This is a genomic window from Streptomyces sp. NPDC101227, from assembly GCF_044767545.1.
Taxonomy (GTDB): Bacteria; Actinomycetota; Actinomycetes; order Streptomycetales; family Streptomycetaceae; genus Streptomyces.
The window spans coordinates 169,582-182,139 of the sequence record NZ_JBIWOD010000001.1; the positions used below are offsets into that span (position 1 = coordinate 169,582).

The 12,558-nt window shown below is 70.3% G+C and carries 9 protein-coding genes; 8 read left to right on the plus strand and 1 reads right to left on the minus strand.

All coding sequences use genetic code 11. The features are described 5' to 3' along the window. Positions 1-762: 762 nt before the first annotated feature. The 6 genes from ACIRPT_RS00805 to ACIRPT_RS00830 all read left to right on the plus strand — a co-directional run bounded on the left by ACIRPT_RS00805 (position 763) and on the right by ACIRPT_RS00830 (position 8,222). Complete coding sequence (locus tag ACIRPT_RS00805; RefSeq protein ID WP_403498662.1) at positions 763-1,140, plus strand: MmcQ/YjbR family DNA-binding protein; 378 nt, start codon at positions 763-765, stop codon at positions 1,138-1,140. A 194-nt stretch (positions 1,141-1,334) separates the two neighbouring features. Continuing rightward, positions 1,335-2,492: a CaiB/BaiF CoA transferase family protein gene (locus ACIRPT_RS00810; protein ID WP_403820198.1), complete on the plus strand. Its 1,158-nt coding sequence runs from the start codon at positions 1,335-1,337 to the stop codon at positions 2,490-2,492. Further along, complete coding sequence (locus ACIRPT_RS00815; protein WP_403820200.1) at positions 2,492-3,517, plus strand: LLM class F420-dependent oxidoreductase; 1,026 nt, start codon at positions 2,492-2,494, stop codon at positions 3,515-3,517. The genes ACIRPT_RS00810 and ACIRPT_RS00815 overlap by 1 nt, the downstream gene beginning before the upstream one ends. A gap of 27 nt (positions 3,518-3,544) precedes the next feature. Next, on the plus strand, positions 3,545-4,687 hold the full coding sequence (locus ACIRPT_RS00820; RefSeq protein WP_403821722.1) for an acyl-CoA dehydrogenase family protein: 1,143 nt from the start codon (positions 3,545-3,547) through the stop codon (positions 4,685-4,687). 80 nt (positions 4,688-4,767) lie between these two features. Beyond that, positions 4,768-5,982 (plus strand): acetyl-CoA C-acetyltransferase, encoded by a 1,215-nt coding sequence (locus tag ACIRPT_RS00825; protein ID WP_403497844.1) that lies wholly within the window; start codon positions 4,768-4,770, stop codon positions 5,980-5,982. Between the two features lie 35 nt (positions 5,983-6,017). Continuing rightward, positions 6,018-8,222, plus strand: a complete 2,205-nt coding sequence (locus ACIRPT_RS00830; RefSeq protein WP_403820203.1) for a 3-hydroxyacyl-CoA dehydrogenase NAD-binding domain-containing protein — start codon at positions 6,018-6,020, stop codon at positions 8,220-8,222. 33 nt (positions 8,223-8,255) lie between these two features. Here the strand turns inward: ACIRPT_RS00830 and ACIRPT_RS00835 are convergent, their stop codons facing one another. Continuing rightward, positions 8,256-9,002, minus strand: a complete 747-nt coding sequence (locus tag ACIRPT_RS00835) for a MerR family transcriptional regulator (RefSeq protein ID WP_403820206.1) — start codon at positions 9,000-9,002, stop codon at positions 8,256-8,258. A 92-nt stretch (positions 9,003-9,094) separates the two neighbouring features. Between ACIRPT_RS00835 and ACIRPT_RS00840 the strand changes: the two genes are divergently transcribed. After that, entirely contained in the window at positions 9,095-10,927 is a 1,833-nt protein-coding gene (locus tag ACIRPT_RS00840; protein WP_403820209.1) for an AMP-dependent synthetase/ligase, read from the plus strand. A 117-nt stretch (positions 10,928-11,044) separates the two neighbouring features. Continuing rightward, a complete protein-coding gene (locus ACIRPT_RS00845; RefSeq protein WP_403497852.1) occupies positions 11,045-12,505 on the plus strand; it encodes an amino acid permease in 1,461 nt (486 codons plus the stop codon). Positions 12,506-12,558: the final 53 nt, after the last annotated feature.

A 12,558-nucleotide genomic window follows, 5' to 3' on the forward strand; every position in this document is an offset into this window, starting at 1 on the left:
ACTCCTTCGGGCGCCGTTCGCGCCTCGACCTGGGGATATGCCGCGCCGCTCCACCCCGAACGGAGCAGTACCCCGGCGGCGACGGGCTGGTTCTCCGCGCCGGCCTTCCCTTGGACCTCGGTCACCCCGGAAGCGCGCTGCCGGTGGTCTTCGCCAACATCCGCCCTGACCGTCCGCGTTGAGGGCGGCAAGCCAGGCGAGACACCATCTGGGTGCAGGGCGGTGCAGGGCGGTGCAGGGCGGTGCAGGGCGGTGCAGGGCGGTGCAGGGCGGTGCAGGGCGGTGCAGGGCGGAGGCGGTCCGTGACGCGGGCCAAGCCGGGGGCGAGGGGGAGGCGCAGCGCCGTGGCGCGGAGGGGAGGCCCCGGCGGGTCGAAGCCGGGGAGCGGCGCCCCCATGAACAGCGCGCTGCCCGCACCGGCCCGCATATGGGCCCGCGGCCCGGCGAGATTCTGCCGGACCTCGTGCTCCGGACCGATGAACGAGGACAGCGGCCGAGCAGCGGCAGCGGCAGCGGCGGCGCCGGCTCGGTGAACCGACGAGCCGAGGCGGCTTCGGAACGCTGCGGAAGTCGAACGGGCCGGCGGCGAGTTGCGGGTCCGGCATGGCCGCCTTGTCCCTCCGTCGGCCCTGCGTCCGGCGCTCCGCGGGCCGTTGTCAGTGGTCGCGGTTAGCGTGGAATGCGATGGGCCGGGCGTGCGCGCGACACGCCGGCAGGGGCATCGCGGGCGGTGCGGGAGGGGGCACGGACGTGGAGGAGCTCATGGCGAAGGCGGGTCCGGCGGCGGTACGGGCACGGGTGCGCAAGTTCGCGCTGGGGCTGCCCGGGGCGGTCGAGGAGTTTCCGTGGGGCGAGAGCGTCATCAAGGTCAACAAGAAGGTCTTTGTCTTCCTCGGCGTCGGTGACGGCAGCCATCCGCCGGGGATCACGGTCAAGCTCAAGGACCTGGAGGCGCATGCCCATGCGCTCACCGCGCCGGGCGCCAAGCCCGCCGGCTACGGCCTGGGCAAGGCCGGCTGGGTGCAGATTCCGCTGACGGAGACGGCGGCTCCGGCCGCCGAGCTGCTCTGTGACTGGACCGAGGAGTCCTATCGCGTCATAGCCCCGAAGAAGCTCATCGCCGAGCTCGACGGGGGATAGCGGCGCAGCGACAGCAGGCGCGAAAAGGCCCGTGACGGTGATGACAGTTGAGCATCGCCGTCACGGGCCTTTTCCGGTGGCCGGCACTTGGTCCGGGGGGCTTGTGGAAAGTGGAACACGTTCTTAACATCACGGGTGTTACATCAGAAGTGTCACAGTGGCTTTCGAAGTGCGGCGGAAGGACAGGGGGCGCGATGGCAGAGTCAGGGAACGGCCCGCTGAGCGGGGTGCGGGTGGTCGAGCTCGCCGGAATCGGCCCCGGCCCGTTCGCGGCCATGCTGCTGGCCGACCTCGGCGCGGATGTGGTCCGCGTCGACCGGCCCGGAGGCTCCGGGCTGCGCATCGACCCGGCGTACGACGTCACCAACCGCAACAAACGCTCGGTGCTGGTGGATCTGAAGGCCCCCGAAGGAGTCGCGCAGGTCCTCGATCTGGTCGAGCGGGCCGATGTGCTCGTCGAGGGATACCGCCCCGGCGTGGCCGAGCGGCTCGGCGTCGGCCCCGAGGAGTGCCTGGCCCGCAACCCCGGGCTGGTCTACGGCCGGATGACCGGCTGGGGGCAGCAGGGGCCGCTCGCCGACACCGCCGGGCACGACATCGGCTATATCGCCATCACCGGAGCCCTCGGCATGATCGGCCCGCCCGACGGCCCGCCCGCCATCCCCGCCAACCTGGTGGGCGACTACGCCGGCGGCTCCCTCTATCTGGTCATCGGCGTCCTCGCGGCTCTCCAGCACGCGCGCTCCGAGGGCGGCCGGGGCCAGGTCGTGGACGCCGCGATCGTCGACGGCACGGCCCATCTGACGGCGATGATCCACGGCATGCTGGCGGCCGGCGGCTGGCAGGACCGGCGCGGCGCCAATCTGCTCGACGGCGGGACGCCGTTCTACGGGGCGTACGAGACCGCGGACGGCGGCTATATGGCCGTCGGCGCGCTGGAGAAGCGCTTCTACGCCGAATTCATCCGCCTGCTCGGTATCGAGGAGGAGGCCCCCAGCCGCGACGACCTCGCCGCCTGGGGCGAGCTGCGTACCGTCATCGCCGCCCGCTTCAAGACCCGTACGCGCGACGAATGGACCGCCGTCTTCGAGCGGTCCGACGCCTGCGTGGCGCCCGTACTGTCCCTGCGCGAGGCCCCGCACCATCCGCATCTCGCCGCCCGCGGCACCTTCGTCGACCACGGCGGCATCAACCAGCCCGCGCCCGCCCCACGCTTCTCGCACACCCCGGGGACGGTGCGCAGACCGCCCGCGCAGCCCGGCGCGGACACCGAAGAGATCGCCCGCGACTGGCAGATCCCGGCCCTGATCCCCGGTCCGGCCCGCCCCGAGCCGCAGGAGGCGGACAACTGATGGAACTCGCCACGACGCTCCAGTACGCGGGCGACCCCCGCCAGTCCGCCGAAGAGGTCGCCGCCCTGGAAGCCGCCGGACTGGACGCCATCTGGGTCGCCGAGGCCTATGGCTTCGACTCGCCGACCATCATGGGTTTCCTCGCCGCCCGCACCGACCGCGCCAAGATCGGCTCGGCGATCCTGAACGTCTACTCCCGCACCCCCGCCCTGATCGCCCAGACCGCCGCCGGGCTCGACGCGATCTCCGGCGGCCGGGCGCTGCTCGGCCTCGGCGCCTCCGGCCCGCAGGTTGTCGAGGGCTGGCACGGCAAGCCGTACGACAAACCGCTGGGCCGCACCCGCGAGACCATCGACCTGTGCCGCCGCATCTGGCGCCGCGAGGTCATCGACCACCACGGCATCACCGATATGCCGCTGCCGAAGGAGAAGGGCGGAAAGCTCGGGAAGCCGCTGAAGATCCTCACCCGGCCGGTGCGCCCCGAAATCCCCGTCTATGTAGCGGCGCTCGGCCCCGCCAACGTCCGGATGACCGCCGAGGTCGCCGACGGCTGGCTGCCCGCCCTCTTCATCCCGGAGAAGGCGGGCGCGGTGTGGGGCACCGCACTCGCCGAGGGCGCCGCCCGCCGCGACCCGGCGCTCGGGCCGCTGCAGACGGTCGCCGGCGGCTTGCTGGCGATCGGCGAAGACGCCGCAGCCATGCGGGAGTTGGCGCGCCCGATGATCGCGCTCTACGTCGGTGGCATGGGCGCCAAGGGCCGGAATTTCTATCACGACGTCGCCGTCGCCTATGGCTACGAAGCGGCCGCGGACACCATCCAGGAGCTGTACCTCGCCGGGAAGAAGCGGGAGGCCGAGGCCGCCGTACCGGACGAGTTCTGCGAGCTGATGTCGCTGTGCGGGCCCGAGGGCTACGTCCGTGAGCGCATCGCCGCCTTCCGGGAGGCGGGCGTGACGATGCTCAACGTCCACCCCATAGGGCCCGAGCCCGCGAAGCTGATCGAGACCGTCAAGAACTGGCTCTGAGGAGGGCCCGCAGCGATGACCGCGCAGATGAAGCGCCAGATCTTCACCGAGGATCACGAGGCCTTCCGGGAGACCGTACGCACCTTCCTGACCAAGGAGGTGACGCCGCACTACGAGCAGTGGGAGAAGGACGGCATCGTCAGCCGGGACGCCTGGCGGGCGGCCGGCCGGCAGGGGCTGCTGGGCCTGGCGGTGCCCGAGGAGTACGGCGGCGGCGGGGAGGGCGACTTCCGCTACAGCGCCGTACTGGCCGAGGAGTTCACCCGGGCCGGCGCCGCCGGGCTCGCCGTCGGCCTGCACAACGACATCATCGGGCCGTATCTCACCACCCTCGGCACAGATGAGCAGAAGCGGCGCTGGCTGCCCGGCTTCTGCAGCGGCGAGATCATCACCGCCATCGCGATGACGGAGCCGGGGGCGGGATCCGACCTCCAGGGCATCCGCACCTCCGCCGAGGACCACGGCGACCACTGGATCCTCAACGGCTCCAAGACCTTCATCTCCAACGGAATCCTCGCCGACCTGGTCATCGTCGTCGCCAAGACGACCCCCGAGGGCGGGGCGCACGGCCTGAGCCTGCTGGTCGTCGAGCGCGGCATGGAGGGCTTCGAGCGGGGCCGCAACCTCGATAAAATCGGCCAGAAGTCGCAGGACACCGCCGAGCTGTTCTTCCACGACGTACGGGTGCCCAAGGAGAATCTGCTCGGCGAGCTGAACGGCGCCTTCGTCCATCTGATGACCCATCTCGCGCAGGAGCGGATGGGCATCGCCGTCGCCGCGATCGCCGGGGCCGAACACCTCCTGGAGATCACCAGCCAGTACGTCAAGGAGCGGGAGGCCTTCGGGCGGCCGCTGGCCAAGCTCCAGCACATCCGTTTCGAGATAGCCGAGATGGCCACCGAGTGCGCCGTCACCCGAGCCTTCCTGGACCGCTGCATCGCCGACCACTCGGCCGGCGAGCTGGACGCGGTGCACGCCTCGATGGCCAAGTGGTGGGCCACCGAGCTGCAGAAGCGGGTCGCCGACCGGTGCCTGCAACTCCACGGTGGCTACGGCTATATGACGGAATACCGCGTCGCCAAGGCCTTCACCGACGGCCGTATCCAGACGATCTACGGAGGCACCACCGAGATCATGAAGGAGATCATCGGCCGTTCCCTGCTCGGCTGACCCCGACCGGCCCCGGTCCCCGGCCCCGTCCGTCGCCCCGCCCCGCCCCGCCTCACCCCTCATCCGAAAGGCTTGTTGACTTGAGTACCGAAGCGTACGTATACGACGCGATCCGCACCCCGCGCGGCCGCGGCAAGGCCAATGGCGCACTGCACGGCACCAAGCCGATCGACCTGGTCGTCGGCCTGATCCACGAGGTGCGCCGCCGCTTCCCCGGCCTCGACCCCGCCGCCATCGACGACATCGTGCTCGGAGTCGTCGGCCCGGTCGGCGACCAGGGCTCCGACATCGCCCGGATCGCGGCGATCGCCGCCGGACTGCCCGACACCGTTGCCGGCGTCCAGGAGAACCGCTTCTGTGCCTCGGGCCTCGAGGCGGTCAACATGGCCGCAGCCAAGGTCCGTTCCGGCTGGGAGGACCTGGTGCTCGCGGGCGGCGTCGAGTCGATGTCACGGGTGCCGATGGCCTCCGACGGCGGCGCCTGGTTCGCGGACCCGATGACCAACTTCGAGACCGGCTTCGTCCCGCAGGGCATCGGCGCCGACCTCATCGCCACCGTAGAGGGCTACTCCCGCCGCGATGTCGACGAGTTCGCCGCGCTCTCCCAGGAGCGGGCCGCCGCCGCCTGGAAGGACGGCCGCTTCGAGCGTTCCGTGGTCCCCGTCCTGGACCGCAACGGCCTGGTCGTCCTCGACCACGACGAACACCCGCGCCCCGGCACGACCGCCGACAGCCTCGCCGGCCTCAAGCCCTCCTTCGCCGCCATCGGTGACGCGGGCGGCTTCGACGCGGTCGCCCTGCAGAAGTACCACTGGGTCGAGAAGATCGACCACGTCCACCACGCGGGCAACTCCTCCGGCATCGTGGACGGCGCGGCCCTCGTCGCCATCGGCTCCAAGGAGGTCGGCGAGCGCTACGGCCTGACCCCGCGGGCCCGCATCATCTCCGCCGCCGTCTCCGGATCCGAGCCGACGATCATGCTCACCGGCCCCGCGCCCGCCAGCCGCAAGGCCCTGGCCAAGGCCGGCCTGACCATCGACGACATCGACCTCGTCGAGATCAACGAGGCCTTCGCCGCGGTCGTGCTGCGCTTCGTCAAGGACATGGGCCTGAGCCTGGACAAGGTCAACGTCAACGGCGGCGCCATCGCCCTGGGCCACCCCCTCGGCGCCACCGGCGCGATGATCCTCGGCACGCTGATCGACGAGCTGGAGCGGCAGGACAAGCGCTACGGCCTGGCCACCCTCTGCGTCGGCGGCGGTATGGGCATCGCCACCGTCATCGAGCGCCTCTGACCCCCTCGTCCCACCCCACTACGGAGTACGCACCCATGAGTGAATCCGCTGCCTCGTCGACCATCCGCTGGGAGCAGGACGAGACCGGTATCGTCACCCTGGTCCTGGACGACCCCGACCAGTCCGCCAACACCATGAACAACGCCTTCAAGGCCTCCCTCACCGCGGTCGCCGACCGCCTGGAGGCCGAGAAGGACAGCATCCGCGGCATCATCTTCACCTCCGCCAAGAAGACCTTCTTCGCCGGCGGCGACCTGCGCGACCTGATCGCCGTCACCCCCGCCCTGGCCCAGCAGGCCTTCGAGGCGGGCAACGGCATCAAGCGCGATCTGCGCCGCATCGAGACCCTCGGCAAGCCCGTCGTCGCCGCGATCAACGGCGCGGCGCTGGGCGGCGGCTACGAGATCGCGCTCGCCTGCCACCACCGCATCGCCCTCGACACCCCCGGCACCAAGATCGGGCTGCCCGAGGTCACCCTCGGCCTGCTGCCCGCGGGCGGCGGCGTCACCCGTACGGTCCGCCTCCTCGGCATCACCGACGCGCTCCTGAAGGTGCTGCTCCAGGGCACCCAGTACAACGCCACCCGGGCCAAGGACAACGGCCTGATCCACGAGGTCGCCGAGACCCCCGACGAGCTGCTCGCCAAGGCGCGGGCGTTCATCGACGCACACCCCGAGTCCCAGCAGCCCTGGGACGTCAAGGGCTACCGCATCCCCGGCGGCACACCGGCCCACCCGAAGTTCGCGGCCAACCTCCCGGCGTTCCCCGCCAACCTCAAGAAGCAGGTCAACGGCGCGCCCTACCCGGCCCCGCGCAACATCCTCGCGGCCGCCGTCGAGGGCTCCCAGGTCGACTTCGAGACCGCCCAGACCATCGAGGCGCGCTACTTCGTCGAGCTGGTCACCGGCCAGATCTCCAAGAACATGATCCAGGCCTTCTTCTTCGACCTCCAGGCCGTCAACTCCGGCGCCAACCGCCCCAAGGACATCGAGCCCCGCACGGTGGAAAAGGTCGCCGTCCTCGGCGCCGGCATGATGGGCGCGGGCATCGCCTACTCCTGCGCCAGGGCCGGCATGCAGGTCGTTCTGAAGGACGTCACCCTCGACGCGGCGGAGAAGGGCAAGGCCTACTCCGAGGGCCTGCTCGCCAAGGCGCTGTCGCGGGGCCGTACGACCGAAGCCCAGCGCGACGAGCTGCTGGCGCGCATCACGCCCACCGCCGACCCGCAGGACCTCGCCGGCTGTGACGCCGTGATCGAGGCCGTCTTCGAGGACGTCGCGCTCAAGCACAAGGTGTTCAAGGAGATCCAGCACATCGTCGCCCCCGACGCGCTGCTGTGCTCCAACACCTCCACCCTGCCCATCACGCTGCTGGCCGAAGGCGTCGAGCGCGACCAGGACTTCATCGGGCTGCACTTCTTCTCGCCGGTCGACAAGATGCCGCTGGTGGAGATCATCAAGGGCGAGCGGACCAACGACGAGGCGCTGGCCCGCGCCTTCGACCTGGTCCGGCAGATCAAGAAGACCCCCATCGTCGTCAATGACTCACGCGGCTTCTTCACCTCGCGCGTCATCGGCCACTTCATCAACGAAGGCGTCGCGATGATCGGCGAGGGCCTGGACCCGGCCTCCGTCGAACAGGCCGCGGCCCAGGCCGGCTACCCGGCCAAGGTGCTGTCCCTGATGGACGAGCTGACCCTCACCCTGCCGCGCAAGATCCGTAACGAGACCAGGCGGGCGGTCGAGGAGGCCGGCGGCACCTGGCAGCCGCACCCGGCGGACGCCGTCATCGACCGCCTGGTCGACGAGTTCGAGCGGCCCGGCCGCAGCGGCGGCGCGGGCTTCTACGACTACGGCGACGACGGTAAGCGCATCGGCCTGTGGCCGGGGCTGCGCGAGCACTTCGCCAAGGAGGACGCGGCCATCCCGTTCGTCGACATGCAGGAGCGGATGCTGTTCTCCGAGGCGCTGGACACCGTCCGCTGCTTCGAGGAAGGCGTACTGACCTCGGTCGCCGACGCCAACATCGGCTCCATCTTCGGCATCGGCTTCCCCGGCTGGACCGGCGGCGTGATCCAGTACATCAACGGCTACCAGGGCGGGCCGGGACGGGAGAACCTCGTCGGCCTGCCCGGCTTCGTGGCGCGTGCCCGCGAGCTGGCGGCTGCGTACGGCGAGCGGTTCGAGCCGTCCGCGCTGCTGGTCGAGAAGGCCGGGAAGGGCGAGAAGTTCAGCGACTGAGTGAGGCGGGGGCGGGCCTCGGCGGCCCGCCCCTCAGCCCTCGGCCCCGTCGCTGCCGCCGCTCTCGCTGAACCACTCCCGCAGTTCCTGCTTCATCGACCGCTGGAAGGCGGTGACCAGTGCCTGCACGACCATCGGCTGCATATGGGCGGACAGCGACTTCATCCGTGCCACATCCTCCGCATCCGGCCCGCCCTCCCGGTACGGCTCCCATACCTCGTCCTTGAAGAGCCGGCTCAGCTCGCGGGCCGCGGAGCGGGTGTGCTCGATGACGACGGTGCGCGCCGCCAGGATCGTCTCCAGCGCGATCGGTACGTCCAGCAGCCGCGTGCCCAGATGCAGCAGGCCCGGATCGACCTGGAAGACCTCCGGGTCCTCGGTCCGTACGAGCACGCTCATGGCCGCCAGCCGGGCCAGATCCTCCTCCGTCAGCTCCCGGCCGACCCGCCGCTCCAGCTGTTCCCGCGTCGCATCCTCCGCCTTGTCCGGCACCCAACTCGCCACCAGCGCACGGTGGATCGCCAGATCCTGGGCGCTCAGATCGGGCGGCAGCTGCGCAAGATAGCGCTCGATCGCGGACAAGGTCAGGCCCTGGTGCTGGAGTTCCTCGATCAGCGCCAGCCGCGAGAGGTGGTCCGGTCCGTAGCGGCCCACCCGGCGGGGACCGATTTCGGGCGGCGGCAGAAGTCCGCGCGTGCTGTAGAAGCGGATCGTGCGGACCGTGACGCCGGCGCGGGCGGCCAGTTCGTCGACCGTAAGGCCGGTGGCGGACTCCATCATGTTCAACAGTATTGCTGTCTCACCACTCTTGTGAAACCTTCCGGATGCCCGTTCGGCCCGGGGATCAGGCTCTCACTCCTCAGGAGGCTGCCTTGACCACGATCCTGCGCATGCCCGGCAAACCAGACGAACTCACCCTTCCCGCCCTGCTGTTGCGCAACGCCGAGGACCATGGCTCGCTACCCGCGCTCTCCTGGCGCGCCGGCGACGGGCCGGGTGGCTGGCACACGCTGAGCTGGGCCGAGGTCCGCCGCCGGGTCGCGGAGCTGGCCGCCGGGTACCGCGCGCTCGGCGTACGGCGGGGGGAGATCGTCCTCATCATGATGGCCAACCGCCCCGAGCACTGGCTCAGCGACCTCGCCCTGGTGCACCTCGGCGCGATCCCGGTCACGGTCTACGGCACCGCCGCACCCGGACAGATAGCCCATATCGCCCGCCACAGCAGGGCCCGCCTCGCCGTGCTGGAGGGTGACCGGGAGCTCGGGCGCTGGCAGCCCCTGCTCGACGACGCGACCGCCCGGCTGGAAAAGCTAGTGATCGTCGAGCGGGACGAGGCGAGCGGGGCCGGCCCGTACGAGAGTCATGCCGCGCTGGCCGCCCGGGGTGCGGAGCTGTACGACCCCGAGGAGTTCGAAGCGGCCTGGCGGCGGGCGGACGCGGCCGACACCCTCACCGTCGTCTACACCTCCGGCACCACCGGCGACCCCAAGGGCGTCGTCGTCAGCCACCGCAATGTGCTCCTGAACGCCACGGCCCTGGACGCCGCCGTCGAGCTGCCCGACCACGTCGAGCACCTCTGCTACCTGCCCTTCGCCCATATCGCCGAGCGGATACTGGGCCTCTATCTGCCGGTCTTCCGCGCCTCGCACGTCTACCTCTGCGCGGACCCGTCGGCGGTCGCCGCGACGGCGCGCGAGCTGCATCCCGCGCAGTTCTTCGGCGTGCCGCGGGTCTGGGAGAAGCTGGCGGCGGCCGTACGGGCGGCGCTCGCGCAGCTCCCGGAGGAGCGGCGGGCGGCCGTCGAGGCGGCCGGCCGGACGGCCCGCGCGTATGTGGCCTGCCAGGAGCGCTCAGAGCGTCCCCCGGAAGCGCTGGTGGCCGCGTATTCCCAGGTCAAGGCCGAGGTGCTGGATCCGCTGCTGGCGACGGCCGGGTTCGATCGGCTGGTGTGGACCGCGAGTGCGTCCGCGCCGATGCCGCCGGATGTGGTCCGGTTCTGGGCCGGACTGGGCATTGTGATCATGGATGCCTGGGGGCTGACGGAAACGACGGGCGTGTCCACGACCAACGGCCCCGGGGCCTTCCGGCTCGGCTCGGTCGGCCGCCCGATCGACGGCCTCGAGGTGCGCACGGCCGCGGACGGCGAGATCGAGGTCCGCGGGCGCACGGTGTGCGACGGCTATCTGCGCGCCGACGGATCGGTGGAGTCGGCGACCGACGCCGACGGCTGGTTCGCGACCGGCGACATCGGCCGGCTGGACGAGGACGGCTTCCTCTGGCTGACCGACCGCAAAAAGGAAATGATCGTGACGTCCACGGGCAAGAACGTCTCGCCCGCGCTGGTCGAGAACACGCTCAAGGAGCACCCGCTCATCGGGCAGGCGCTGGCGTACGGCGACGGTCACTCGTACCTGGTCGCGCTGCTGGTGCTGGATCCGGAGCTGGCGCCGCTCTGGGCGGCGCGCCACGGCATCGAGGGGACGCTCGGGGAGCTGGCCGGGCATCCGGCCGTCCGGGAAGAGGTCGAGCGGGCGGTCGAGGCGGCGAATACGCGGCTGAACCGAACGGAGCAGGTCAAGCGATTTTTGCTGCTGGGCGAGGAGTGGAGTCCGGAAACCGGCGAACTGACCCCTTCGCTGAAGCTCCGGCGCCGCGTAATTCACGCGAAATACCGTCAGATCCTACAACGTTTTTACGCCGTGTGACCTTGGGCACAGACGGTTCGGCGGACTTCGTGGAAGGTGTGCCGTCGGCCGACTTCGCGCGATCCGCGGAGCCCGGCCTTTGCTCAAGCACCTGCCTGAAAGCGAGATCCACCAGCAGTGAGCACTGAAACCGTCACAGACGCAGCCCAGAAGTCACACGACGGGGGGAGCGGCGCGCGGCAGGACGCGGGCGACGCGGGGTACAGCAAGGGCCTCAAGGGCCGTCATATCAACATGATCGCCATCGGCGGGGCGATCGGCACCGGGCTCTTCCTCGGTGCCGGTGGCCGTCTCCACTCCGCCGGCCCCGCGCTGGCCGTGGCATATGCGGTCTGTGGACTCTTCGCATTCTTCGTCGTACGGGCCCTCGGCGAGCTGGTGGTGCACCGCCCGTCCTCCGGTTCCTTCGTCTCCTACGCCCGGGAATTCCTGGGGGAGAAGGGCGCGTACGTCGCCGGCTGGATGTATGTCGTCAACTGGTCCACGACCGGTATCGCCGACATCACGGCCATCGCGCTCTACACGCACTACTGGAGTCTGTTCACCACCATCCCGCAGTGGGTGATGGCGCTGATCGCGCTGGCGGTCGTGCTGACCGTGAACCTGATCTCGGTGAAGATCTTCGGTGAGCTGGAGTTCTGGTTCGCGATCATCAAGGTCGCGGCGCTGGTCATCTTCATGTTCATCGGCATCTTCCTGCTGGCCACCCAGCACCCGGTCGACGGACACACACCGGGACTGAACCTGATCACTGACCACGGCGGTCTCTTCCCGACCGGTCTGCTGCCCGTGGTGATCGTGCTCCAAGGTGTGGTCTTCGCCTACTCCGCCGTCGAGCTGGTCGGCGTCACCGCCGGCGAGACCGGTGAACCGCAGAAGGTCGTGCCCAAGGCCGTCAACTCCATCATGTGGCGGGTGGGCGTCTTCTACGTCGGCTCGGTGGTCCTGCTGGCGATGCTGCTGCCGTGGAACAAGTACGTCGACGGGCAGAGCCCCTTCGTGACGGTGCTGTCCAACGTCGGCGTGCCGGCGGCGGGCGATGTCATGAACCTCGTCGTGCTGACCGCGGCGATGTCCAGCCTGAACTCCGGCCTCTACTCCACCGGCCGCATTCTGCGCTCGATGTCGATGGCGGGCTCCGCGCCCAAGTTCGCCGGCCTGATGAACCGCAACCAGGTGCCGTACGGCGGCATCATGCTCACCTCCGCGGTGTGCGTCCTGGGTGTCGGCCTCAACTACCTCGTGCCGGGCCAGGCCTTCGAGATCGTGCTGAACATCGCGGCGCTGGGCATCATCAGCACCTGGTGCACGATCATGGTCTGCCACATGGTGTTCGTCCGCCGTACCAAGGAAGGGGTGCTCGAGCGTCCGCGCTTCCGGCTCCCGGGTACGCCGGTCACCGATATCGCGACCATCGTCTTCCTGCTCGGCGTCATCGTGCTGATGTGGTTCGACGACGGCGTCGGCCGGCAGACCGTAATGATCATCCCGGTCCTGGCCGCCGCGCTGGTCGTCGGCTGGTACGCGGTCCGCGGCCGGGTGGCCCGGATCGCCAAGGAACGCGAACTGGCGGAATAGCCGCGCAGTAGCGCACGCCTGAGAACGCACGGGCGGTCGCGGAGGCCCGAGAG